The following is a 25,791-nucleotide window of genomic DNA, read 5'->3' on the forward strand; positions in this document are numbered from 1 at the left end:
CAGGGCGCGCTCATCTATTCTTGCACTATTTTGCAGCAAAAATAAGATTTATTTGGGTGCGCCACATTGTTAACATAATGATAATAAAACATTTATTGTTGTGGCCTAATTCCTGCTATATCCAACAAACTGATGCCTGATGTTTGTTGGAGAATAAAGTTGAAACTCATCACCGCAATTATTAAACCTTTCAAAATTGATGATGTACGTGAAGCGCTCACTCAACTGGGCGTCCACGGCATGACAGTGACTGAAGTGAGGGGTTTTGGCCGGCAAAAGGGGCACACAGAGCTCTATCGCGGCGCCGAATATGCTGTCGACTTTCTTCCCAAAATGAAGCTTGAAATCGCGATCCACTCAGAGCTTGAAGAAGCTGTAATCGAAGCCATCATCCAAGCCGCTCGCACAGGCAAAGTCGGTGACGGTAAAATTTTTGTCACTCCGCTCGAGCAAGTGATCCGCGTTCGCACCTCTGAAGAAGGGAGCGATGCCATATGATCAATCCAAAATCTAAGTGCAGTTATCAAGCGTTACTTATCCTCATCGCGAGTAGCTTTACCGCTCCAGTATTCGCCGATGAGGCGCAGTTGAGCGGTGCCAACACCGCATGGATTTTAAGTTCATCAGCCTTAGTATTACTGATGACGCTCCCAGGACTGGCATTATTTTACGGTGGACTGGTGCGTAGCAAAAACGTGCTCTCCATTTTAATGCAGTGTTTTTCGATTGCTGCTATTGCCTCAATACTCTGGTTTGTCGTGGGTTACTCCATCGCCTTCGATACAGGCAATGGTTTTATCGGTGGGCTAAATAAAGCATTTTTAGCCAGCATTGGTCGTGAGAGTATGAGCGGTGACATTCCCGAACCTTTGTTTATGCTATTCCAAATGACCTTTGCCATTATCACGCCAGCGCTGATTATCGGCGGCTTTGCTGAGCGAATGAAATTTTCTGCGGTACTCATATTCTCAAGCACTTGGCTGCTGTTAGTCTATGCACCTATCACCCACTGGGTATGGGGTGGCGGCTGGTTAGCTGAGCTTGGGCTCTATGACTTTGCCGGCGGCACAGTCGTACACATTACCGCAGGGGTGGCGGCACTGGTTGCGGCAAAAGTGCTTGGCCCACGCAGGGGATTTTTAAACTCAGCGATTATGCCCCACAACTTGACCATGACTGTCACAGGTGCGGGCATGCTGTGGGTGGGCTGGTTTGGCTTTAATGGCGGCAGCGCCTTAGGCGCCAATGGTACAGCGGCAATGGCGATACTCGCGACCCATTTGGCGGCGTCGATGGGTGCCATCACTTGGGCTGGGATTGAATGGTATAAATTTGGTAAAGCCAGCGCACTTGGTATCGTTACAGGTATGGTGGCGGGTTTGGGAACAATCACGCCTGCATCGGGTTATGTTGGCCCAGCTGGAGCCTTAGTGATTGGTTTTCTTGGCGGGGTGGTCTGTTTCTTTTCAACGGTTTACATTAAACAAAAATTGAAGATTGACGACTCTCTCGATGTATTTCCTGTCCATGGTGTAGGCGGCATCCTCGGTACATTGCTCGCAGGCGTTTTTAGTTCGACTCAACTTGGGATCTTTAGCGGCTATGGTTTTGCCACTGTTAACGACACTATGATTGACCAACTCGGCGTCCAAATGATTGGTATCGCAGCTACCTTTAGTTATACCGCAGTAGTGACTTGGCTCTTGTTTATCGTGATTAGCAAACTCCTTGGAGGACTGCGTGTCAGCAGTGAGCAAGAAGTGAATGGGCTCGATCTTTCTGAACATGAAGAAACGGGTTACAGCCTGTAAGCACATCAACCTCTGCGCAAAACCTATAACCGTCAGGATACCTATCCTGACGGTTGTTGTTAGTTGCGTTTCTTCAGCCAAAGGGCAAGCTCATCTAATTTCATCGGTTTAGCGAACAAATATCCTTGCAGAAAATGCACATCACGACTAATTAAATAATCCGCCTGTTCCTGTGTTTCTACCCCTTCTGCTACAGCGACATAATTCATTTTATGGCAGAGTTCGATAATAGTATCGAGCACATGGGAAGTGACCGAATCTTGGCCTATGGTATCGATAAAGCACTTATCTATTTTAAGGTAGTCCAAGGTAAAGGTTTGCAGCAGCGATAAGGTCGTCTGTCCGGTGCCAAAATCATCAATAGCGACTAAAATGCCAAGCTCACGCAATGCTGTAATTCGCTCGCACATATCCGCCGTTAATAGCTGCCGCTCGGTAATCTCAATCAAAGGTTGAACACCAATTTGGGAAAAAGCATCCTTTAAATAGCGAAATTTAGCTTCAATATCACTTTGAATAAAATGCTCAGGCGCTACGTTAAAGCCAATTCGAAACCCAGGCTGCACGGAAAACAGACTAAAATCGGCTAAAGCGCGTTCAAAAATATAATTAGTTAGCGGCACGATCAGTTGGCTCTGCTCCGCGATGGGAATAAATAGATCTGGCCGCACCAAGCCCATTTGCGGATGTAGCCACCGTACTAATGCCTCAACCCCTTTAGCCTTACCGTCTTCAGTACAAATAATAGGTTGGTATACAAGGAAAAATTCTTTATTTTCGATCCCGCTTCTAATATCGTCGGCCAGTGAATAGCGGTTTTTTTTACGCCAAAGATGTAAACCGACTAACCAGGTAAATGCCAAAAAAACGGGGAGCGATAGCCCAAAAGATATCCAGAAAAAGTACCAAAAAAACGCTTGCGAGACCTCAAGTAGGATCACCAATTCCGAATTATCAGCCTTTACGGCAACAACTTTCCCATCACCAAACTGTGGCACAGTCGGCAATGTCGCGCCCTTCAACCCCAATACCACATTCAGCACAGGACGAGGAAACACCTCTGGCTGAATAAAGCTGTCGATAAAATATTGCCCTTCAATAATCACAACCGCTCCACTCGTTTGGTTGGCCTGCGTAGCAATAACAATGATGGCAGGGACACCTAAACGCGCAGGCGTTTCAGGAACAATAAAATAAGTAGGCTCTTTTAGGGTCGGTTCAGGTAAGAGTGTGTTCAGTGGAAAATCAATTTCACCATTTGTGGATGAACAATAAAAACCATAAGCATTAAAAAGCAGTACACCACGATAATAGGGCTTAAACTTCATATACTCATTCAGGTCACTACAATCACCTTGACTAAGAGTGTTGGCATACTGACCTATAGACTCAGACTGGCTTAACAAATCCTCAAGCCGTTTGAGATTAAACTCACCAACTTCATGCACCTTTTTCTCAACCAAATAACTCGTCACCATAAAACTGGATGCGATAGCCAAGACAACAGGAACAGACAACATAATGAATAAATGCTTGCATGAAAGATCGAACTGAGAGATGAATAAGCGTAAAAGTGACGACAGGCTGTTAATACGATTCTGCATCCGGAATCCTTATCTTGTTGCCGCTATAGCGATTTATCTTGGTTAAACATTGCGTTGCATATGATAAATATAAAACAGCTCAAATACTCATCCCCACATCACGAGTATGGCAGCAACCGCAATAAGTGCTAGACCAAGCATTTCTTTTATTTTTACGCATTCCTTCAACCAGAATGCGGAAATCAACATCATAAAAAAGATTTCCACTTGGCCTAAGGTTTTCACATAAGGGACAGTTTGTAACGACATCGCACTGAACCAACCAATAGATCCAAAACAACTTGTAGTACTGGTCAGCAAGGTTAACTTAGGCCGTTGTAACAGGCCGATTAATGTTTCTTTATCTTTTAAAACCAAGTAACTGGCTAGCACGATTGTTTGCAGGCTAATCACCAACAACAATACCCAAGCCGCACTATGAGGAAAACCGACATCTAACCTCAAACTAGCTTCCCGCACCCAAAGCGAAGTCAGCGCAAAGGCGCTGCCACTGGCAATGCCAAGGAGCACTGTGCTTAGGGATAGCTGCCTAAGCCCCTGCTTAGCACTCAGCAAAAATACAGCGATACCGCCCAAGATAACCCCAACCCAGCCGAGTAAGGATAAATGGGTACCAAAGAACAATGTTCCTAAGATTGCCGCGACTATTGCCTCACTCTTAGCAAGCCCGGCACCAATAGCAAAGTTTTGCTGCTGGAATAGCTTAACCATCAGGCCGGTCGCAAGGATCTGCATCATGGATGCGCCGATAATAAAGCCGAAAAATTCCGCCGTAAAATGTGGTAAGCCGACATTATTCCAAAGATATAATAGTGCAAGATACAAGGCCGCAATTGGGCCTGCCCAAATAAACCGCGCTAAGGTGACGCCCGCGACCTTAACCTCTTTACTCAGTTGGCTCTGAAAGGCATTGCGCCACGCCTGCATAAACGCAGCGAGCAAGGTAAACAAAATCCACATAAACCTATTTCCACCAAAGCATGTTCTCTTGCTTCGACGCAAAAGATAAGACAAGCATCATACCCCACATGGAAACATTAGACACGACACAAAGACTGATAAATGCCTTTGAGATCATACGCTAGTATGGTCATCGATTAAATAATCGCTATAAAAACGAATATAAAATATACATAATAATTTGAATATTAATTATGGATGTATAAATTGCATGAAAGAGCCAATAATTGATGCAATAAATGACGCCCATGTATAACCCAACACAGCCATTAAAACCGCGATAGTTCCTAATTTAGGATGGAAAGCACTCGCGACAACAGGCGCTGAAGCTGCGCCCCCAATATTACACTGACTTGCAATAGCAAAATACAATATGGGCAGTTTAAAATACAAACAAAATAATAGTAGAATAATTATATGAGTAAAAAACCAAATCAACCCAATAATAAAATAGTAGAATATGGATTGAAATGAAGCAAACTCAATATTTAATCCAATATTCATAATCATAAAGTACAGCAAAAAAAATGAAACAAACCTGACTTGTTTAACAAACACATGTCTTGCATAGGTCATGGAGAGTAAAATACCTAAAAGTGTTGACAAAATCATAGACCAAAAGAAACTTGAACCTAGGTTATAATGCAATAAATAAGGAAAACGATTATTCACTGTTAGGGATAAAAATTCGGAGACCGAATGACAAAACAAAAAAATAAATAATGAAAAAGAAATGAGTAACATACAGCCAATAAAATGTTTTTTGCCATCTAACCTTGTTATATCATCTTCAATAAAAACAGGTAAATTGTTCAAATCAGCATCCAACATTCTATCAATCGCTTTTTGTTTTTTAGCCAAAAACAACAAAATAGCCATCCATACGCCAGAAAAAACCACATTTATCGTCATCATTACTGCAAAAATGGCCTCGCCAACTTGATGAATTTCTTTGACTACAAGTTGGTTTGCTGTACCACCCAACCAGTTCGCCATTAATGTTGCCATGCCACGCCATGCTGCATCGCCACCTTGCCATAAAAGCTCTTCTGGAAATAATTTAGAGCCAATCCATAAACTAATTGGCCCTCCAATACAAACACCAACAGTTCCGATGAAAAACATCAATAAAATCTTTCCACCGACTGACTTTAATGTAATAAAATCCGTACTCACTATTAGCAAAAATAAACTAAATGGAATTAAATGCGCTTTAAAATAGTCATCAACACTTGACCTGCTTGCATCTACCACATTAAAAAAACTAAATACAGCAGGTAAGGTATAGCAAATAAACATGACAGGGAAAACACTATAAAAGCGTTTAAAAAAAAGACAAGATGAAGAGTTTGAATATAACACAACGACAAGAAGTGAGATTAAAAATATAACGATTCCACACTCTGAAGAAATCATTTATTTCACCCACTTTCTAACTAGCATTATTTAAAAAATTCAAAAAAATATTAGACTGTAATGAAAGTTCATCAGACTCTCGCTGGATTGACCAGTAAGTGCGTTTATAATCCCATCCTTTCAAATCGATCAAACATAACTCCCCCCGCTCTAACTCTTCTTTTATAGCCACATAGGGTAAAACACTCAAACCTATACCCGTTCCAATTGCACGTTTAATCGCCCCAATAGTAGACATACAAATGTCATTTCTGACATAAACGTTTAAACTTTTTAACAATTGAACAGCCCTAATATGTGACAGAGAGGACTCATGGTCAAAAACCCACAATTGTTCACTTAAAATATGACTAGAACATGCTTGCTTTGCTACAGGATGTGAGCACCCACTTACAATGCAAAGCTTATCTTGCATCCATTGCTCGCATACTAGATTTCTACTTGCAGGCTTGGCATCAATGAAACCTAAGTCGATTTCTTTCTCTGATACCATTTTTTCAATCACCAGACTATTCTCTATTATGAGTTTAATTTTTACGTCTGGATATTTATCTTTAAATAATGGGATCTTTCTGGATAAAACATAGTTACCAACCGTTTTACTACTACCGATCACTAAACAACCTTTAACGCCATCCTCAGCAAAATTAAAAAGCTTCTCTAATTCATTTCCCTTACTAAGCATTTCATTAGCATAAGGCAGAATAATTTTTCCATGGGCATTTAGCTCCAAGCCACCACCAGCTCTTTCAAATAGTCGACATCCTAGCGAGTTCTCTAATTCTTTCAGAGCCATACTCACTGCAGGAGTTGACATGTGCATCAGTTTTGCCGCTTTTGAGATCTGCCTCTCGGTACAGATAGCCTTAAAGATCATTAACTGCCTTAACGTAATGCGCATCTACATCCCCAATAAACTCCAGTTGGAACAAGATAAATGAAAGATACATTTTTTAACATGACTGATATCTAATTTTAATAAAGCGGTCTATTAGACCGCTTTATTTGATATGTTCTAAAAAAGGTATCTTGTTGAAAACGAAATCAAAGTATCGTCAAATTCATTATTACCTTTTGAATCTGAGTACTCGCCTTCAAAGTAGCTTACTGCTGCACCAAATGTTAATTCCTTCATCAGATTATAATCGACACCAATTGAATATTGACTCGCATCACTATTATTTAATGTTTTAAGATCTGCACCAGCATTTTTGGTAACTTTACCCAGACCAGCATCATCTTTAAGGTACTGAAACTTGAAATCATATTTATTAACAGGAATACTCATACTTAATAAATATGAATTGCCTTTAACATTTTCATAGATACTGGATTTAGAATACTGATATATCGTCCCAACTTTTATAGATGAAATAGCAACACCAGCAACAACTCTTGTTGCCTCTAACAAATTTAGTCCATCAGCATAGGCGAGAGAAAGATAACTATTTCCTTTTTTAAATGAAGGATCACCATATACTATACTAACAGCATAATTGTTTTGATTGTCAGCAAGCATTGGATTTTTTTGATTAAAATCATCATCGAAAGCATATGTAATGCCAAGAGACATGCCTGCAACTTTTGCAGTATTGATCGTGACTAAATCACCTAACCGGTCATTACCTGCAATAATCATATTCATATCACTTGATGTAATATTGAATAGATCGACTTTACCTTCTGAAGTTTTGAATACAGTATCATTTCGCCCAAAAACGACACTACCATATTTAACCTTAAAGCCTAAATATGAGTTACGCGGTTTAAAAACATTTGTATCATCATTATCAAAACTTTCAACTCCAGCTTCGAACTTATATATCAAACTAAAATCTTCATGCACATCATAATCACCTTTAATTCCAACGTATGAGGCAAAATTCTCAAGTGAAAAACCATTAACCTTTTCATTACCAGAAATACCATGACTAGAGTTTGATACACCAAGCCACAATCTCCCATAAAAATCTAAGGGCTCAGATAAAGCTTGATTAGAACAAAGTAATAAAGCAACAGGCACAAAACAATTGGTATATTTCATAAATTTCATCCTTTAACATAAAAACGTAATTATGCTAATTCTATGTTAAAGATTCCGTTTGAACTTTAATCACACCTCTAATATAAAAATGATTAATTAAAAATTATTTAAAACAATTTCAATTTTATTTAACCACAATAATTTATTGCGCAACATCACCATTTAGCAATTAATAAAAAAATATCATAAGTGATGATTACCTCAATAAAACTATAATTGGAGAATTATATGAAGTTAACACTTTTAAGTTTTGTCTTGTGCTCCATCTTTTCTACAGCATCTTGGGCTGCAAATGACAAAAATGATCTGGCCTCTTTTCATAAAGAAATGGGAGGATGCAAGAGCTGCCACACTCAACCTGGCAAAGTATCTGACAGTGAAACTTATGAAAATCAGCAATGTAAATCATGTCATGGTGAATACAGTGCTTTGGCTAATCCTAAACTAAAGCTAGATCCTCACGCATCACATTTAGGTGATATTAACTGTACAAGCTGCCATAAAGGTCATGAAAAACCCAAATTATACTGTAATGAGTGCCACTCATTTAAAGGGCTTGAGATGCCTTTTAATAGTGCACAATCTAAAGAACCATGGGATAAAGGTTGGGACAATGATGCAATCAGCAAGGCGATTGCAGCTGGTCCAAAAGAAACGACGGATGTCATTGTTGTCGGAGCGGGAAGCGCAGGGTTTAATGCTGCTATCGCAGCGAAAAAAGCAGGAGCGCAAGTAGTATTACTCGAAAAAGGCCCATTTAGTGGTGGTAACTCTATGCTTGCAGCTGGCGGTTACAATGCAGTAGGAACTGCTCAGCAAAAAGAACATAAAGTGGATGATAAAATTGAATGGTTTGTTGAAGACACAATGAAAGGTGGTCGCTATGCCAATGATCCAAAGTTAGTGCAAATATTAGCTGAGCAATCTGCTGATGGTATTAAATGGTTAGAATCTTTAGGTGCAAACATGGATGACTTAAAACGCTCAGGTGGCGCAAGAGTTGACCGCACCCATAGACCCACAGGAGGTTTAAGCGTTGGTCCACATATCATTGATGTATTGAGAAAAGCTTCAGTAAAAGAAGGGGTCGATACTCGGCTTAATTCTAAAGTTGTCAAACTTGTGATTGATGAAGACCAAAAAATTGTCGGCGTAGTCGTCCATGGAAAACATTCTGGCCACTATATGATTGCTGCTAAATCAGTTGTTCTAGCAACCGGTGGATATGGTTTTAATAAGGAAATGGTCGCATTTTATCGTCCAACGTTTAAAGGGATGACTAGTTCTAATAACATTACTTCCACTGGTGATGGTATTGAGCTTGCCAAAGCAATCGGAGCGAGTATGACCGATATTGATTGGGTACAAGCTCATCCAACTGTGGGAAAAGATAGCCGCATTTTAATCTCCGAAACTGTTCGAGGGGTAGGTGCAATTATGGTTAATAAAGATGGTAATCGTTTTGTCAGTGAATTAACGACTCGCGATAAAGCATCCGATGCCATTCTTAAACAGCCTGAACAATATGCTTGGTTAGTCTTTGATAATGAGCTTTATAAAAAAGCTAAAATGGTTCAGGGGTATGACCATTTAGATATGCTTGAAAAAGCAAATACAGTTTCTGAACTTGCTAAAATTACAGGCATGAAAGAAAGCTCATTAGAAAAAACGGTTTCAAACTACAATCGTTATTTTAAACAAGGTAAAGATGAAGAGTTTGCTCGCGAACAAATGCCATTGCCACTAGAAAAGGCGCCTTTTTATGCCGTAAAAGTGGCTCCTGGTATCCACCATACTATGGGTGGTGTCGCCATTGATACCAAAGCTGAAGTGCTCGATATTCAAAGTAAACCATTAGTCGGCTTGTTTGCTGCTGGCGAAGTCACAGGTGGTGTACATGGGTATAATCGCTTAGGTGGCAATGCCGTTGCAGACACTGTGATTTTTGGAAAAATTGCAGGCACTAATGCGGCAAAACATGCGTTAGAAACTAAGTAACTCAAGCTCAGATGTACTAGTTCAGAGAGGCGTGGGAATCGCCTCTCGTCACATCTCATCGCAAGCTTTATTCATCATGATTATTGGCAATCAATTTATTGCCAGACTTCAAAAGCTCCCCGGCTATTTTTGAGAGGTTAATTTAACCTCTCTTTTTTTACTTGCTGGTATCAATTGGCTCGAAGGATTTGACTAAATCATCCATCGCTTTCATCTGCTTCAGATAATTTTCTAACTGGTGCAAAGGTAACGCACATGGACCATCACACTTAGCGTTATCTGGATCTGGGTGAGCTTCGATAAACAGACCTGCTAAGCCTAATGCCATGCCACTACGGGCTAATTCAGTCGCCTGAGCACGACGGCCTCCCGCTGAATCAGCACGGCCACCAGGGCGTTGCAATGCGTGGGTGGCGTCGAAAATCACCGGATAACCCGATTGCTTCATCTCGTCCATACCCAGCATATCTACTACTAGGTTGTTGTAACCGAAGCATGAACCACGTTCACACAGGATAATTTCATCATTACCCGCTTCATTAAACTTAGTGATGATATGGCGCATTTCGTGGGGGGCTAAAAACTGCGGCTTTTTCACGTTGATGATAGCGCCCGTTTTCGCCATCGCGACAACAAGGTCTGTTTGGCGCGCTAAGAAAGCTGGTAATTGAATAATATCAACCACTTCAGCTACAGGCGCACATTGGTAAGGCTCATGCACATCGGTAATGAGTGGCAGATTGAAGGTCTTTTTGATTTCTTCAAAAATCTTTAAGCCTTCTTCCATGCCTGGACCACGGTAAGAGTTGACAGAAGAGCGATTAGCCTTATCGAACGATGCCTTGAAAACATAGGGGATCCCCAGTTTTTGAGTCACTTCGGCATAGGTTTCAGCAATCGACATCGCGAGATCGCGAGACTCAAGCACATTCATGCCACCGAATAGCACAAAAGGTTTATCGTTTGCAATTTCGATTGAACCTAACTTTATGATTTTATTACTCATCGCAACATCTCTCTCAAATACTAGACTCTGTCCAGCGGAAAACTGAATATTGGCACTAGAGCGACTATACCGCAACTAGCTGTAAAATTTGGCCACAAATCCAAGCCATATACGTTCCTAACACATAACCAAATACGGCTAACAGCACCCCGACGGGAGCTAATGCAGGGTGAAACGCAGCAGCCACAACGGGCGCTGATGCCGCGCCGCCCACGTTAGCCTGACTACCTACCGCCATATAAAATAATGGCGCTTTAATTAGCTTAGCAATCAATAACATAAAGCTAGCGTGTACAATCATCCAAATAATACCCACTAAAAAATATAATGGTGTATCAAGGACTTTGCTTACATCCATATGCAAACCAATGGTCGCCACTAGAATATACAGGAAAGCCGATGCAACCTTAGATGCCCCCGCTGCCTCCAAATGGCGCAGAGGACTAAAAGACATTGCTAAACCTATGGTGGTCACAATCACCACTAACCAGAAGAACTTCGAGGTAAAACTGTAGTCCTCGGTCCAAGGATAATTGGCCTCAAAATACGGGCCGAGGAAATCGGCAGCAATATGGGCTACACCCGTAATACCAAAACCAACTGCCACGATTAGCATAAGATCACGTAGGCTTGGAATGCGCGCATTTTCAGCGTGATACTGCTCAACTTTGTTCTTTAAAGTTTCAATCGCCGTCGTATCCGCACCGGTTTTAGCATCGATTTCCTTGGCCTTTGACGCCATAAACAACAATACCGCCATCCAAATATTGGCCACAATTACATCAACTGTCACCATCACGGAGAAGATATTGCCACCGACTTCATAAATTTCTTTCATCGCCGCTTGGTTAGCACCGCCGCCAATCCAGCTACCCGCAAGGGTCGTCATACCGCGCCACACCGCATCAGGGCCATCAACACCAATCAGCGATGGCTCGATCAATGACACCAGGAGTAAAGCAATCGGGCCGCCGATGACAATACCGATGGTGCCCGTTAAAAACATGATCACCGCCTTGGGCCCAAGTCCTAAGATGGCTTTTAAATCCACGCTTAAAATCAACAACACCAAACAGGCGGGCAATAAATAGCGAGAAGCTACAGGATAAAGCTGTGATGTATGGCCATCAATCACCCCAAAGGTGTTTAGCAATGAAGGCAAGAAATAGCAGAGTAATAACGCTGGGATGAAACGGTAAAACTTTTGCCAAAATGGATGACTGCTCGTACTGGTATAAAACACAAATCCCAGAATCGTCGCTAAAATCCCCAGCGCTACCGCGTCATTGGTAACTAATGCCGTACTTGCCATGTGTATTCTCCCTGTTTGGTACAGTTGTTATTGTATTTATGCTAAAAACTGCCGTTTGCAGTTAGTGGGCAAACTTCCCATTCGCCCGGTTAGTGATTGTTTTAGAAAAACAAGAAGAGCCTGTAAGGCTCTCCTTTAAGATTTAATGATAGATTTCAGCGTGTTCACTGAGTTCTTTGAGCTGCATCTTAACGATTTCGATAACAGGATCGTGTGGGCTGTTATCGACAAAATGTTGTAGATCGGCCGCAGCAACATTAATGCATCCAAGTTGCTGCGCAATAAAAGCGCGCTCACGGTTCAAATGCACATCATCGGGATGCCACTGAAGCAACAAGTTACAACACTCCATCGCCGCCTCAAATTGATGGGAGACAATACAACCCGCCTTAAGCTCATGCAGCATGCGCGAAATCAGCTTCTTTACCGACGCCGCCTTTAAGTAACTTGGCTTAAGTTCAGCCGCATTACCCAACTCACCGCGCACTAACACATGCAGCTGGTGTTTCGTCAGCTCTTTACCCGTCAGCGGATCGTGATAACGAACAACGCCACCAACGTTACTGCGAAGCACGGTATTACCCGGTAATAGCAGGGCCTCGAGCTCTAAATCGAGCTGCTTGGCCAGTAGCATCAATACCGTTGCCAGCGTGGTGCTATTACCCTGTTTAGTGATAAGACAAGTGCCTAAGTCCGCCGCTTCGGTGCTGAAGTAATTATCGCGAACACAGAACCCCAAATCTTGATAAAACCAACGAAACAAAGCCGTTAAGCGTTGCTGTTGATCTACCAGATAATGACTTAATACGGCTCCAGCCAATTCAAACCAAGCCCATTTCGCCGCTTCGAGGTTTGAAAAGCCAAGGTGAGCACCTACATCCAATGCCGACTCGGGCAAAGAAATGCCATCTTGCAGAGTGTATTTACCCATTAACCCAATAATACCGCTTGTTTAAAATGCGCCAATTTAGCCGCGTAAACCAACCAACCTATAGCGCCGAGAAAGGCGAAAACTTTGAAAAGTTTGTTTCTGTTGGCTTTTATTGCAATTACACCCAAGGCAATATAAGCAACGACAGCGCCAATCTTTTCGGTCAACCAAGGATCCACAAAGGGATATTGCTTGATCATAAAGCACAAAGTTAAACCAGAAAGTAGCAAGAAAGTGTCAATCACATGGGGAGCGACTTTAAAGACCTTCTTGCCCATCAGTGCTGACTGACGTAAATGCAACACAAAACGAACGACAAAAAACAGCACACTCACGGCAATTAAGGTTAAGTGCAGGTGCTTAACAGCAGGATAAAGACTGTAAAAAGTTTCCATTGTGATACTTATGGCCAGTGACAAAGGCGCTAGTTTACCCTAATCATAACGCCAGACCAATGCCTAACACTCGAGATTCACAGACGGGCCCCGTCGCGCACTTTGCAGGAAACCATGATGAATTTAATGATAATTGACGATGAGTCCACCGAGTTTGCCGACACGGTAAAGCAAAAAATCGTCGAATTTAATCAGCAGCACTGGCAAACGCTGCAACGCCAAAACCTAGGCTTAAAGTTGCAGGATGAGCAAGGCACCTTACTTGCGGGCTTAAGCGGCAAGACCTTCGGCAATTGGTTCTTAATCGACTATCTGTGGGTGGATGAAGCATTACGCCAGCAAAACATCGGCTCACGCTTATTACTCGAGGCAGAAAGCAAAGCCAAACAACGCGGCTGCCAATTTGTTCTGCTCGATACCTTAGATTTTCAAGCAAAACCTTTCTATGAGCGCCACGGATATCGTGTGCAGTGGGTACAGCAAGCCTATCCCGAAACCGGCAGTAAATTCTTTATGGTCAAGGTGCTGTAGCTTCTTAAAGATAAAATGTGATTTTAAGACGTCTTGTCATGATCTTATAAAGACTAATAATCTCAACAGATACATAGACAACAACGCCATTGACGGGTAATCAATGGCGTTTTTTGGCACTCAGCTGGATTGGAGCAAATATTAAATTCCAATCAATCCCATCCACTTACCCATAGTGCATCTATCGTTGCTGCCAAAATCCCGCACGGTAGCGACATTTTGGTAACCTAGCTCTGTGAGTTTTGCCCTGAGTTTTACTGCTTGTTCAAAACCATGCTCAAGCAATATATAACCATTCGGCTTTAAATAATCTCGAGCAGTTTTTGCAATGTAGTAAAGATCAGCAAACCCTTCATCGGCGGCAGTAAGCGCACTTTGTGGCTCAAAACGCACATCACCTTGATGTAAATGCTCGTCAGCCTCATCGATATAGGGCGGATTGGAAACAATTAAATCAAAGTCACGGGAAGTGATAGCGCTAAACCAATCGCTTTGTAGTATCTCAACCTGTTCAAGTTTCAGATTAGTGCGATTCGCCTTTGCCAGCGCGACCGCATCTTCCACTTTATCCACCGCGGTAATTTGCCACGCGGCGCGTTCAGAAGCCAAAGCCAGTGCAATCGCGCCGGTTCCCGTTCCAAGATCGAGCACTTTTGCATGACTTTCAAGGGGTAGATTGAGGGCGGATTCGACGAGGATCTCAGTATCAGGACGAGGGATCAAGGTCGTGTCATTCACAATAAAGGGCAGTGACCAAAACTCACGCTCGCCAACAATGTGAGCCACAGGTACGCCTTGCTGACGCCGTTGCACCATTTGCTGGAAGCGTTTCCACTGTTCTACGCTCAAGGCTTTTTCAGGCCAAGTGTACAGATAAGCACGATTCTTATTGAGGCAATACAATAATAAAACCTCTGCATCCAAATGGGCGGATTCAGAGGTTGAAGCTAGCTGTACATAGGCCCATTGCAGGGCCTCGGCGATACAGGATTGATCAGCCAAAATTACCCCTGCTCGTCAGCGAGTGCGGCTAATAAATCTGCCTGATGTTCTTGCATCAGCGGTCCTAAAATCGCATCCAAGTCACCCTCCATCACTTCATTTAAGCGATATAGGGTTAAGTTAATACGATGTTCACTCACGCGGCCCTGCGGGAAGTTATAGGTACGAATCCGCTCAGAGCGGTCACCACTGGCGACCAGACTACGACGAGTTGACTCTTCAGCGCTGCGGCGTTTTTCATCTTCTACGGCTTGGATACGCGCCGCTAACACGCTCATTGCTTGTGCGCGATTTTTATGTTGCGAGCGTTGATCCTGACATTCCACCACAATCCCAGTTGGAATATGGGTAATACGAATGGCAGAATCGGTTTTGTTAACGTGCTGACCACCTGCGCCCGATGAGCGGAAAGTATCGACCTTAAGATCGGCAGGATTAATGGAAATCGCCTCAGCTTCAGGCACTTCATGCATCACTACCACAGTTACTGCGGAAGTGTGAACTCGGCCTTGGGACTCGGTTTCAGGTACACGTTGAACGCGGTGACCACCGGATTCAAATTTGAGTTTACCGTAGGCGCCTTCACCACTGACTTTAACGATGATTTCTTTAAAACCGCCATGCTCGCCTTCGTTCGAGCTCATGATCTCGAGCTGCCAACGGTTGGCTTCAGCATAACGGCTATACATACGGAATAAGTCGCCCGCGAAGATCGCCGCTTCGTCGCCACCCGCACCGGCACGAATTTCGATAAAGGCGTTAGTGTCGTCGTTAGGATCTTTTGGTAGTAACAGAATTTGCAGTTCGGCTTCGAGACGTTCAAGTTCAGCTTTAGCAGCCTTGATTTCTTCCTGCGCCATTTCACGCATTTCAGCGTCATCTTCTTCCAGCATTTCCTTAGCAGACTCGAGATCCGCCTGTGCCTGCTGGTAGGCTTTAAAGCCTGCAACCACTTCTTCTAACTGAGAATATTCTTTGGATAACGCACGAAAACGATCCTGATCGGCAATGACAGACGCATCACCAAGCAAAGCTAAGACTTCTTCGTTGCGCTCGAGCAAGCCTTCCAGCTTGCGGATAACGGATTCCTTCATTTAACTCGCTAACCTTAGTTTTTATCTAATCCGAGCGCTGTTCTTAACTGACCTAATGTATTCAAATCCCCCTGACGGCTCGCCACCGTGAGGGCTTGGGTGGGTGCGTGAATGAGTCTATTGGTCAGGCGATTGGCTAGTTCAATCAATACCTGCTCAGTGTCGCCCCCCTGCGCTAATTTATTCAGGGCGCGTTCCACTAACTCATCCTTTATCGCCATGCTCTGGCTGCGATACTCGCGAATACTATCGACCGACTCTAAAGAACGCACCCACTCCATAAAGAGGTGAGATTGTTCTTCAGTAATTAATTCAGCTTGCTCGGCGGCCTCCTTACGGGAAGCCTTATTCTGTTCAATAATGCTATGCAGGTCGTCCACTGTATACAGAAACGCATCGTCCAAATCGGCGACTTCCGGCTCAATATCCCGGGGAACTGCTATATCAACCAATAACATAGGTTGATGGCGACGCTGCTTTAGCGCTTTTTCTACCATGCCTTTACCAAGGATTGGTAGCGGGCTGGCGGTAGAGGATATCACGATATCGGCTTTAGGGAGAAAATCTGGTATCTGTGCCAGCGTAATTGCCGTGGCATTGAACTCTTCACACATGCTTTGAGCGCGCTCTAAAGTACGGTTTGCCACCACCATTGAGGCAACACCGTTATCTTTAAGATGCTTAGCTACTAGCTCTATCGTTTCACCAGCACCGATTAACAATACCTTAGTGGTCGACAACGAAGAGAAGATATGTTTTGCCATGCTCACGGCCGCAAAAGCGACCGATACAGCAGCGGCACCGATTTCGGTTTCGGTACGCACTTTTTTAGCAACAGAGAAAGTATTTTGGAACAAGCGGTCAATAGTTAAGGCGACAGTGCCGGCTTCTTTGGCTTTGACAAAGGCTTGTTTAACTTGACCAAGAATCTGCGGCTCACCCAGGATCAGCGAGTCAAGACCCGAAGCAACGCGCATCAAATGCCTCACCGCCTCTTGACCGTGATAATTGTAGAGGCAGGGCGCGACATCTTTATGCTCTAGGCCATGAAACTCTTCAAGCCATTCAATGATATCGGCCTCATCGCCATTGTTACAATACAACTCAGTGCGATTACAGGTCGAGACGATAACGGCTTCACCGGAGCGCGTACGACTGGCCAGACTCTTCATGGCATCATGAATTGTGTCTGGAGAGAAGGCGACTTTCTCACGCAGGTCTACCGTGGCTGTTTTATGGTTAATACCGATTGCTACAAGGCTCATCTGACTCTTTTCTAGATTCTTGGCGTCTATCTTAATAAGGGCATTCTACTGAATTGGCCCAACTAAAAACAGAATACGCTTAACAAAACCGAATAAAGGTCTAACTTCTTACCTAAATTTTCTATCAATGATAGACAATTACCGATTAGCACGACTGAAGTTATCCCAAGTGACTGCCAATGGAAATTTTACAAATGGCATTGGTATTCTTTCCAAGCCCTCGTATCATAAGGACTTTGGTATATCAGTTATAGATGAATAATTTGAAGCGCTTCACAAAATCCATTTTCTCTTGTATCGCCTTGAGCGGACTATTGTTTTTAGGCGGCTGTGAAACACTGCCGCCTATGACCGATCTCAGCCCTATTACGGTCGATAATGCAGCCCAAGCTAAAGCGTGGGAGCTACAGGGTAAACTCGCTATCCGCACACCTGAAGATAAGCTCAGTGCCAATCTCTATTGGCGCCACAGCGAGGAGCGCGACGAGCTCACGCTCACGACGATGTTAGGTACTACAGTATTGACTTTGGAGGCGACGCCTCACTCGGCTCACCTACATATTGATGGCAAAGATTTTCGTGATAATAACGCCCAAGCCTTGCTTGAGCGCGTCAGTGGCTGGTCCATCCCGATTAATGATTTGCCCCTGTGGATCACAGGACAAACTGGCAGTTTAGATCGCGTTATCGCCGTTGATAGTACAGGTCAAACTAAGCAACTGCAAAATGTGCAAACGCCACCGCCTTGGTTAGTCACATTTTTAAGTTGGCAATCCCAAAGTGGCGCTAAGGTGCCTTACCAATTAACGCTCGAACGCGGTGATTTACAGCTCAAGCTTCAGCTCAATCAATGGCAAGCCTTAGGTAAACCCTCAATACTGCTCGGAGAAAAACCTTAGCATGTCCCAAGAGATTTCAAGCAATTGGCCTGCCCCCGCCAAACTCAATCTGTTTTTGCATATCAACGGACGCCGCAGTGACGGTTACCATGAGTTGCAAACCCTGTTTCAATTTGTTGACTGTTGCGATCAACTCGACTTTCGAGTGACTGACACACCTGAACTGATTTTGCACTCGAACATGTCAAACGTTGTCGCGGATAGCGATAACTTAATTCTGCGAGCCGCAAAATCACTGCAACAATCTACAGGTTATTGTGGCGGTGCTGAAATCTGGCTCGATAAACGTCTACCCATGGGCGGCGGTTTAGGCGGTGGCTCCTCGGATGCAGCCACCACACTTGTCGCCTTGAATCAGTTATGGAATACCCAATTGTCTCATGATGAATTAGCGGCAATTGGATTAAAACTCGGTGCCGATATCCCTGTTTTTATTCATGGTTTCGCTGCATTTGCAGAGGGAGTTGGAGAGCGTTTACAGACGGTTAATCCCGCTGAATTATGGTATTTAATCATTGCCCCTGACGCTCATGTTTCTACCGCAGCGGTATTCCAAGATCCGCAGCTGCCGCGTAATACACCTAAGCTTGGCATTGACACTTTACTGAGCCAACCTTGGAGAAATGATTGCCAAGAACTGGTCGTATCTAAATACCCTCAAGTTGCCAAGGCCTTAGGCTGGCTGCTAGAATATGCGCCGTCGAGAATGACCGGAACGGGCGCATGCGTGTTTGGGGAGTTTTCGTCGCAGCAGCAAGCTCTCGCAGCCTTGGCGAAATTACCGTCTGATATGCAAGGATTTGTTGCAAAAGGGATGAATATTTCGCCGCTCATAGTGCGACTCAATCGTCCATAAACTACTTTCTTCTAGAGCAACTTTTTTCACGATAGCCCACGGGTCCGCTCCCGTCCCCGCATCGTCGTTGCTCTAGCCACTAAAATATAAAGCAAACGCCTGAGGTTCATACAGTGCCCGACATCAAGCTCTTTGCTGGGAATGCCACCCCCAGTCTCGCTAAGAAGATAGCCGATCGTCTATTTTGTAAACTCGGAGACGCAGTGGTTGGTCGTTTCAGCGATGGTGAAATCAGTGTCCAAATCAACGAAAATGTACGTGGTGCCGATGTGTTTATCATCCAATCCACCTGCGCGCCGACTAACGATAACCTCATGGAACTGATCGTGATGGTTGATGCGCTACGCCGTGCATCTGCTGGTCGTATCACTGCTGTTATTCCTTACTTTGGTTATGCTCGTCAAGACCGTCGCGTCCGCAGCGCACGTGTACCTATTACGGCAAAAGTGGTTGCTGACTTCCTGTCTAGCGTCGGTGTTGACCGCGTTTTAACCTGTGATTTACACGCTGAGCAGATCCAAGGCTTCTTCGACGTTCCTGTTGATAACGTATTTGGTAGCCCAGTGCTATTAGAAGACATGGTTGCGAAGAAGTTAGATAACCCTGTGGTTGTCTCTCCTGACATCGGTGGCGTGGTTCGTGCTCGCGCAGTGGCAAAACTGTTAGATGATTCTGATTTGGCCATTATCGATAAACGTCGTCCACAGGCAAACGTTGCACAAGTCATGCACATTATCGGCGATGTTCAAGGCCGTGACTGCATTATCGTTGACGATATGATCGACACAGGCGGCACTCTGTGTAAAGCAGCTGAAGCCTTGAAAGAACATGGTGCAAACCGCGTATTTGCTTACGCAACTCACCCAGTGTTCTCTGGTAAAGCGGCTGAAAATATCACCAACTCAGTGATCGATGAAGTGATCGTCACAGATACCGTACCTTTAAGCCCTGAAATGCTGAAAGTGGCGAAAGTGACTCAACTGACGATGTCGGCCGTATTGGCGGAAGCCATTCGCCGTGTAAGCAACGAAGAGTCTATCTCTGCAATGTTCAGCCACTAATCTTACGGCACTTGCATAAAAAAACGCACCTCAAGGTGCGTTTTTTGTTTGCGCGTTTTAGCTTTGGTCTTAGTTTACATTTTAGGATTGAATCGACTTCTGCCTTATCCATCCACAAACCGCGCCTCAAAATGCTATAGAAACGCCCCCCAAGGTGCGTCTCAAGCATAATCGTTTAGATCTTAAAATGGCTCACAGCACTCACCAAATACTCGGCTCGGGTTCTTAACTCGTCCGATGCCGAAGCATTAGCATCGGCTGCATGGGAAGATTGCTCCGCGATATCGCGGATGACCACAACATTCTTATTCACTTCAGCAGCCACCATACTTTGCTCTTCAATTGCAGCAGCAATCTGCGTACTCATATCCATAATGTTTCGAACGTCATTATTGATAAGCTTTAGTAATTCCCCCGCTGCTGCGGCCTGCTCAGCACTCTCTGCACCTTGTTTTTGGCTCGCATCCATTAATTGCACAATAGAACGGGTTCGGCTTTGCAAGGTTTGAATAATATTAGCAATCTCCTGTGTCGATGTCTGGGTTCGCATCGCTAGACTACGCACCTCATCAGCCACAACAGCAAATCCACGCCCCTGCTCTCCAGCACGCGCCGCTTCAATCGCCGCATTGAGTGCGAGTAAGTTGGTTTGCTCAGCAATGCCGCGGATCACATCAAGCACACTGCCAATGGTTTCGCTATCGCGCTCAAGCTCGTCCACCACTGAAGCACTCGTATTAATTTGCTCAGATAACTGTCTAATTTTAAGAATCGTCTGCTCTACCTCAGTTTGCCCCAACTGAGCGTTATCATGGGTTTTACCCGCTTTGAGTGCCGCAAGCTCGGTCGTTTTAGCGATTTCATCAATGGTGGCGCCCATTTCGGTAATCGCGGTAGCCACCATATCGGTTTCGTTAAGTTGCTGCGCAACACCTTCAGAAGCAAGTATGGCATTCTCTGAGACACTCTTACTTGAGGTGTTGATAGTAGAGACAGAGTCAATAACCTGCTCGATAAGCTGCTGGAAACTGCCCACCATGCTATTGAAATGCTGTGCAATTTCGCCTAACTCATCTTGCGTTGATGCATCGCATCTTAGGGTTAAGTTTTTACTCACTTCGATGCGTGAAATAACCTGTGTAATGCGCGCAACGGGATTAATAATGCTACGGATTATTAAGTAAGTAATTATGCCGAGGATTAATGCAATCATCAGAAAGACAGCGATTCCAATATTCCTGCTGCTCTTTTCTGTATCTTCGATAGATTTGAGAGCAAGTTTATGCAGCTCATCGGCGCTAGATTCTGTTAATTTATTCGCGGCGATTAACTGTGCCATCGTGCCCTGTTTTTCATCTAAACCCAGTTGCTGCTCTTTACTAACCAAGCTTTTAAAGTCTTTTTGATATTGTTCGATCAATGCAAAAATTTTATTTTGCGCATCGATATCTAAACTTGATGCACTTAAGCTGTTATTAAACAAAGCAATATTGGCATCGAAGGTCTCGACATAGCTCATTTCGCGGCGCAACATAAAATCTTTTTCATTGCGTCTAAGCTGCAACATGGCAACTTGCAAAGAAAGTTGATCGTATTCCTTCAGCATGGATTCCACATTGTGCACCGCAGTTCTTAAGGTGCCATAGAGACCTGTTTTGGGTGTTAAGCCAATTTCTTGTTGCAGTTGAACAACCTCATTAAAGGCCTGTTGATATTGATTTAAATTGCGGTCAAAACTTTCGAGGGAAGTAATAGGTACATCGTATTTTTTAAAGATTTTTTCAAGCTTAGGAATCATGTCATCAATTGAGGCATGAACTTGTTTATGTTTTTCAACATATTGAATATCTTTACGGCCAAAAAAGTCCTTTTCATTTTTACGCAGTAACAACACGTCACGCTCAAGTTCGAGCACGTTTTGCGCCGCGTGGGAGAGTTCCGACTCAACTGAATTTGTATAAAGCTGCAATCCAAACATGGCTATCACGGCCGTTACAGATACGGCAGCACTGAGTAACAATTTCGAGCGGATTAACATAAAAAGCCCCTAATAAATAACATCTCTTAAAAAGATAGTTGGGAGTCACGTCTTTTACAGTAAATATAGCCTTGACATAAAAAGTTCATCTTTCATTTATTGTTTTATCCGCTTCGGAACTTTCTCCATTTTTCGATTTACATTGACAGCCAAGTATAGTGGCAACTATGCAAGTATAATCTGTGATTTTACTTTCATAGAGTTATGATTCAGAATACCAACTGGTATAAAACCTGTAAGTTCATAAACTTAACTCTAAATTTTTGCCACTAATTTTACTATAAAACTCGAACAAGTGATGCTAAATGAACTGATAAAAAATTTATTTTTATCAGATACAAACCTTTTGTGCTTTTCAGAGCGTCCAATCTATAAACATTCACTCAGATGACAGGAAAAGGCTGTGACGGCAGGGAGACTCCCACTCAACAATGCAATGTCAGAATTTGACCTCATCACCTTGGCTAGCAAAGGTAATAGAGCCGCATTTAAGCAGCTGTATTTACACCATCATCCAAGGATATATGCCCTATCACTGCGATTATCTGGCCAAGCCTCGCAGGCAGAAGAAATCACCCAAGAGTGCTTTATTTTGGTGTGGCAGAAATTGCCGCAATTTAGGGGAGAGAGTCAGTTCTCCACTTGGTTACACAGCATTTGCGTGAATCAGGCACTGAGCTTTATCCGTAAGCAAAAGTCGTTTTGGGCACGTTTTATCCCAATGGAGAGTGACGATGAACATTCAAGCGCCGATGAACATTATCAAGGGTTAGACAAGTTGATCCTAAAACTGCCAGAGCGGGCGCGTATCGTGTTTGTACTCTGCGCGATTGAAGGCTATCAACATGAAGAAATTGCACAATTACTTGGTATTGCCGTGGGAACCAGTAAGACCCAGTACCACAGAGCCAAGCAATTACTACAGGAGATGCTGTAATGTCCTTATCTAATAATGCTCGCGAGGCCAAGCTCCAGCAGTTGATTGATGATACCCCCAAAACACTAACGCCCGAACGGGATCTTTGGCAAGGTATCGAAAAACGTATGGATAAGCCATTGGCGTCGCAACCAGCGAGTCGCCAAGCGCCGCGACTACAAGGTGCGCAATGGGCGATTGCCGCAACTATAGTGCTGGCGGTGTTCTTCGGGTTCTACACTCAAGCTCCGGTAAAAACCTCGCTCCCAGAACAAATCGCCAGCCAAGCTGCGGATGATGAGCAAGTGCTGCAAGCTCTGCTAAGCCAAATAGCCCAGACACATCAAGCCCAGGTGACGAGCCTCGCACAGACCCCAACGGTAGTCGCTTGGCAAACGAGCCGCTTTAGCGCTCCGTTAGAGCAAGGCTTAGCGGAATTACGTCGTGCCGGCGAACAGATTTATCAAGCATTACAGGCTAATCCAACCGACAAACAACTTTGGCAACTCTGGCTTTGGGTGCAACAACGTGAACTCGATTTGCTACAACAAGGCCAAAAACTTCCGATTCAAAACTCAACACAAGGAAATAGCATATGAGCCATTTTACCCTCACGAAAACCAGTCTATTAGTGTCAACACTTTACCTTGGCCTTATGGGCAGCGTGTTCGCCGCTGAAAGTGTGGATAAGCAGTTACCCATTAGCAGCGATACTCTGCTGCAAATCAAAATCCAACGGGGCAGCGTGCAAATTCAAAGCTGGGATAAAAATGAAGTCAGCGTGACCGGCACTTTGGATGAGCTAAGCGAAGGTTTTGTCTTTGAGCAGAAAGGTAACAACCTGAATATCGAAGATAAAATGCCACGCCACTATAACGGCAGTGACAACAATGGCTCAAAGCTCACCATTAAAGTACCTAAAACCGTTAAGCTCAATGCCGATACGATTTCAGCTAATCTACAAATCAGCCAGACCCAAGGCGAGCTTGAACTCAATACCGTTAGTGGCAATATCAGCGCCGATAATTTGGGGGGTAATCCGACGCTACACACTGTCTCAGGCGATATCACCACCAAAGGATTAACAGGTAAAGTGATGTTAGATACAGTTTCTGGCGAGATTAAAGATTCTGAAAGCAAAGGCGAAATTAAATACCGCTTAGTCAGTGGCGATCTCAGCAGCCAAACCTTAGCCGACAAAGTCAACGTCGAGCAGGTTTCAGGCGAAATTAATGGCGACTTTAAAACCGTTAAAGAAGTTAATGTACGTACCGTTAGCGGCGACACCCAAGTGTCGCTAGCCAAAGCCTTTAATAAAGCCAATCTTGAAAGTGTCAGTGGCGATATGACTTTAAGCTTTGCCGATGTGCCCGATGCCAGCTTCGAGCTCAATGGCGGTCCAGGCGGCAAAATCAAAAACGGCTTGAGCCAAGATGTGCCACAAAGACAAAAATACGTGCCGAATGAATCCTTAAGCTTCCAAACGGGTGCTGGTAGCGCCAGTGTGAAGATGGATACCATTAGCGGTAATCTGATCCTGAAAAAACAATAGCCTTATCAGAAAACCCGAATTAGCGATAAAAATAACAATAAAAATGCCGCTCATCAGGAGCGGCATTTTTTTAGCCAAATGGTGTTAAATCGAGGCGATTTCTTCGCTCGTCAGATAGCGCCATTCGCCTAGGGCAAGTTCGGAATCTAATTCAATTTTGCCAATACTTTCACGATGCAAGCCAACCACATGGTTGCCCACTGCGGCAAACATCCGCTTTACTTGATGATACTTACCCTCGGTAATGGTTAAACGCACCAACTGTGGCTCAATGATTTCAAGCACCGCGGGTTTTGTCAGGCCGTCCTCGTTTCTAAGCTCCACTCCAGCGGCAAAGACGCCAATCAGACTCTCATCCACAGGCTCTGCTAACGTCACTAAGTAACGCTTGCCACAGTCTTTTTTGGGCGAGGTGATCCGATGCGACCATTGACCATCGCTAGTGATCAGCACTAAACCTGTGGTATCGGCATCTAAACGGCCAGCAATGTGTAATGTTTCAGGCTTTTCGATATCCAGCAAACTCAATACCGATGGATAGGCTTCATCTATGGTCGAGCAAATCGTATCAACGGGCTTATTGAGCATAAGATAACGTTCGCCAACGAGGGAAATAGGCTCGCCGTCGAGGCATACTTGCATCCCCTCAAGCACTTTAAAGCCTGAGTCTTTGACCACAACGCCATCACAGGTAATCTCACCACGATGTAAGGCTTTTTTAGCTAGGGAACGTGTAAGTGAGGTACTTTCACAGATAAATTTGTCTAAACGCACTTGATGACTCAACTTCAATAAATGAAAACTGACGTATTATGAGCCCAATCAATAAAAGGACAAAGCCTAAACTAAAACGACATCAGTGCGTCGGCTTAAATAAAATAAGTACCTACTAACTCGGTAATGCTTGCATACGGTATGTTTGCTGCTTTTTAGGTCAATTTAAGTTATGGTAATTTTTAGTTACAACTGCCAGATAATAAATCCATCTTTAAAAGTGTAATCACCTTGTTTCGATTCCCACTAAAGCATTAACATACGTTGCATTGCGCCTGAAGCAATCCCATTTAGAACCCAAATAGCCCCAGATATGGGCACAATAA

At 43.9% G+C, this 25,791-nt stretch carries 24 protein-coding genes; 10 read left to right on the forward strand and 14 right to left on the reverse strand.

The features are described 5' to 3' along the window. Positions 1 to 159 precede the first annotated feature (159 nt). Complete coding sequence (locus M0413_RS04800; RefSeq protein WP_037422289.1) at positions 160 to 498, forward strand: P-II family nitrogen regulator; 339 nt, start codon at positions 160 to 162, stop codon at positions 496 to 498. Continuing rightward, the gene (locus tag M0413_RS04805) at positions 495 to 1,811 is read left to right on the forward strand and encodes an ammonium transporter (protein ID WP_047539450.1); all 1,317 of its coding nucleotides are present in this window, start codon (positions 495 to 497) and stop codon (positions 1,809 to 1,811) included. The genes M0413_RS04800 and M0413_RS04805 overlap by 4 nt, the downstream gene beginning before the upstream one ends. 59 nt (positions 1,812 to 1,870) lie before the next feature. On the opposite strand, the gene M0413_RS04810 is transcribed toward M0413_RS04805, so the two are convergent. The 5 genes from M0413_RS04810 to M0413_RS04830 form a co-directional block, all read right to left on the reverse strand. Continuing rightward, a complete protein-coding gene (locus tag M0413_RS04810; RefSeq protein ID WP_203432921.1) occupies positions 1,871 to 3,415 on the reverse strand; it encodes an EAL domain-containing protein in 1,545 nt (514 codons plus the stop codon). Between the two features lie 87 nt (positions 3,416 to 3,502). After that, a complete protein-coding gene (locus tag M0413_RS04815) occupies positions 3,503 to 4,375 on the reverse strand; it encodes a DMT family transporter (protein ID WP_249553328.1) in 873 nt (290 codons plus the stop codon). Between the two features lie 192 nt (positions 4,376 to 4,567). Beyond that, positions 4,568 to 5,791 (reverse strand): DUF819 family protein, encoded by a 1,224-nt coding sequence (locus M0413_RS04820; protein WP_249553330.1) that lies wholly within the window; start codon positions 5,789 to 5,791, stop codon positions 4,568 to 4,570. Positions 5,792 to 5,807: 16 nt separating this feature from the next. Beyond that, positions 5,808 to 6,692 carry a LysR family transcriptional regulator gene (locus M0413_RS04825; RefSeq protein WP_037422278.1) on the reverse strand — a complete coding sequence of 295 codons (885 nt, stop codon included), beginning with the start codon at positions 6,690 to 6,692 and terminating at the stop codon, positions 5,808 to 5,810. A 114-nt stretch (positions 6,693 to 6,806) separates the two neighbouring features. Next, entirely contained in the window at positions 6,807 to 7,835 is a 1,029-nt protein-coding gene (locus M0413_RS04830; RefSeq protein WP_249553332.1) for a porin, read from the reverse strand. 228 nt (positions 7,836 to 8,063) lie between these two features. Here M0413_RS04830 and M0413_RS04835 point away from each other — a divergent pair, with 228 nt between their 5' ends. Next, positions 8,064 to 9,833 (forward strand): flavocytochrome c, encoded by a 1,770-nt coding sequence (locus M0413_RS04835; protein WP_047539441.1) that lies wholly within the window; start codon positions 8,064 to 8,066, stop codon positions 9,831 to 9,833. 157 nt (positions 9,834 to 9,990) lie between these two features. Here M0413_RS04835 and kdsA read toward each other — a convergent pair whose 3' ends face one another. From kdsA to M0413_RS04855, 4 genes are all read right to left on the reverse strand, one after another. After that, entirely contained in the window at positions 9,991 to 10,839 is an 849-nt protein-coding gene (gene kdsA / locus M0413_RS04840) for a 3-deoxy-8-phosphooctulonate synthase (RefSeq protein WP_037422272.1), read from the reverse strand. Between the two features lie 64 nt (positions 10,840 to 10,903). Further along, entirely contained in the window at positions 10,904 to 12,151 is a 1,248-nt protein-coding gene (locus M0413_RS04845) for a DUF819 family protein (RefSeq protein ID WP_037422269.1), read from the reverse strand. Between the two features lie 142 nt (positions 12,152 to 12,293). Beyond that, on the reverse strand, positions 12,294 to 13,082 hold the full coding sequence (locus tag M0413_RS04850) for a transglutaminase family protein (protein ID WP_140906573.1): 789 nt from the start codon (positions 13,080 to 13,082) through the stop codon (positions 12,294 to 12,296). Next, positions 13,082 to 13,477 carry a SirB2 family protein gene (locus M0413_RS04855; protein ID WP_037422264.1) on the reverse strand — a complete coding sequence of 132 codons (396 nt, stop codon included), beginning with the start codon at positions 13,475 to 13,477 and terminating at the stop codon, positions 13,082 to 13,084. The genes M0413_RS04850 and M0413_RS04855 overlap by 1 nt, the downstream gene beginning before the upstream one ends. A 117-nt stretch (positions 13,478 to 13,594) precedes the next feature. Here M0413_RS04855 and M0413_RS04860 point away from each other — a divergent pair, with 117 nt between their 5' ends. Beyond that, the gene (locus M0413_RS04860; RefSeq protein WP_037422261.1) at positions 13,595 to 14,008 is read left to right on the forward strand and encodes a GNAT family N-acetyltransferase; all 414 of its coding nucleotides are present in this window, start codon (positions 13,595 to 13,597) and stop codon (positions 14,006 to 14,008) included. 141 nt (positions 14,009 to 14,149) lie between these two features. Here the strand turns inward: M0413_RS04860 and prmC are convergent, their stop codons facing one another. Genes prmC through hemA form a run of 3 tightly spaced genes read right to left on the reverse strand, consistent with a single transcriptional unit; the run spans position 14,150 to position 17,369 of the window. Continuing rightward, a complete protein-coding gene (gene prmC / locus M0413_RS04865; RefSeq protein ID WP_037422258.1) occupies positions 14,150 to 15,010 on the reverse strand; it encodes a peptide chain release factor N(5)-glutamine methyltransferase in 861 nt (286 codons plus the stop codon). 2 nt (positions 15,011 to 15,012) lie between these two features. After that, the gene (gene prfA, locus M0413_RS04870) at positions 15,013 to 16,104 is read right to left on the reverse strand and encodes a peptide chain release factor 1 (protein WP_037422256.1); all 1,092 of its coding nucleotides are present in this window, start codon (positions 16,102 to 16,104) and stop codon (positions 15,013 to 15,015) included. A gap of 14 nt (positions 16,105 to 16,118) precedes the next feature. Then, positions 16,119 to 17,369, reverse strand: coding sequence for a glutamyl-tRNA reductase (hemA, locus tag M0413_RS04875; protein WP_037422253.1), 1,251 nt, complete (start codon positions 17,367 to 17,369; stop codon positions 16,119 to 16,121). Between the two features lie 254 nt (positions 17,370 to 17,623). Between hemA and lolB the strand changes: the two genes are divergently transcribed. From lolB to M0413_RS04890, 3 genes are all read left to right on the forward strand, one after another. Continuing rightward, positions 17,624 to 18,268, forward strand: a complete 645-nt coding sequence (gene lolB, locus M0413_RS04880; RefSeq protein WP_037427848.1) for a lipoprotein insertase outer membrane protein LolB — start codon at positions 17,624 to 17,626, stop codon at positions 18,266 to 18,268. Between the two features lies 1 nt (position 18,269). Then, positions 18,270 to 19,124 (forward strand): 4-(cytidine 5'-diphospho)-2-C-methyl-D-erythritol kinase, encoded by an 855-nt coding sequence (gene ispE, locus M0413_RS04885; protein ID WP_249553334.1) that lies wholly within the window; start codon positions 18,270 to 18,272, stop codon positions 19,122 to 19,124. 113 nt (positions 19,125 to 19,237) lie between these two features. Then, positions 19,238 to 20,185 carry a ribose-phosphate pyrophosphokinase gene (locus M0413_RS04890; protein WP_037422243.1) on the forward strand — a complete coding sequence of 316 codons (948 nt, stop codon included), beginning with the start codon at positions 19,238 to 19,240 and terminating at the stop codon, positions 20,183 to 20,185. 175 nt (positions 20,186 to 20,360) lie between these two features. On the opposite strand, the gene M0413_RS04895 is transcribed toward M0413_RS04890, so the two are convergent. Continuing rightward, on the reverse strand, positions 20,361 to 22,223 hold the full coding sequence (locus M0413_RS04895) for a methyl-accepting chemotaxis protein (protein ID WP_249553336.1): 1,863 nt from the start codon (positions 22,221 to 22,223) through the stop codon (positions 20,361 to 20,363). Positions 22,224 to 22,626: 403 nt separating this feature from the next. On the opposite strand from M0413_RS04895, the gene M0413_RS04900 reads away from it, so the two are divergent. From M0413_RS04900 to M0413_RS04910, 3 genes are read left to right on the forward strand one after another with little or no spacing between them, the layout of a single operon-like run. Then, a complete protein-coding gene (locus M0413_RS04900; RefSeq protein ID WP_099457508.1) occupies positions 22,627 to 23,160 on the forward strand; it encodes an RNA polymerase sigma factor in 534 nt (177 codons plus the stop codon). Next, the gene (locus tag M0413_RS04905; RefSeq protein WP_037422236.1) at positions 23,160 to 23,738 is read left to right on the forward strand and encodes an anti-sigma factor; all 579 of its coding nucleotides are present in this window, start codon (positions 23,160 to 23,162) and stop codon (positions 23,736 to 23,738) included. The genes M0413_RS04900 and M0413_RS04905 overlap by 1 nt, the downstream gene beginning before the upstream one ends. Beyond that, the gene (locus M0413_RS04910) at positions 23,735 to 24,691 is read left to right on the forward strand and encodes a DUF4097 family beta strand repeat-containing protein (protein WP_144374932.1); all 957 of its coding nucleotides are present in this window, start codon (positions 23,735 to 23,737) and stop codon (positions 24,689 to 24,691) included. The genes M0413_RS04905 and M0413_RS04910 overlap by 4 nt, the downstream gene beginning before the upstream one ends. Before the next feature lie 84 nt (positions 24,692 to 24,775). Here M0413_RS04910 and rsuA read toward each other — a convergent pair whose 3' ends face one another. After that, the gene (gene rsuA, locus M0413_RS04915) at positions 24,776 to 25,483 is read right to left on the reverse strand and encodes a 16S rRNA pseudouridine(516) synthase RsuA (RefSeq protein WP_052184039.1); all 708 of its coding nucleotides are present in this window, start codon (positions 25,481 to 25,483) and stop codon (positions 24,776 to 24,778) included. Between the last annotated feature and the right edge of the window lie 308 nt (positions 25,484 to 25,791).

This window comes from Shewanella sp. 8A (assembly GCF_023475945.1).
GTDB lineage: Bacteria > Pseudomonadota > Gammaproteobacteria > Enterobacterales > Shewanellaceae > Shewanella > Shewanella xiamenensis.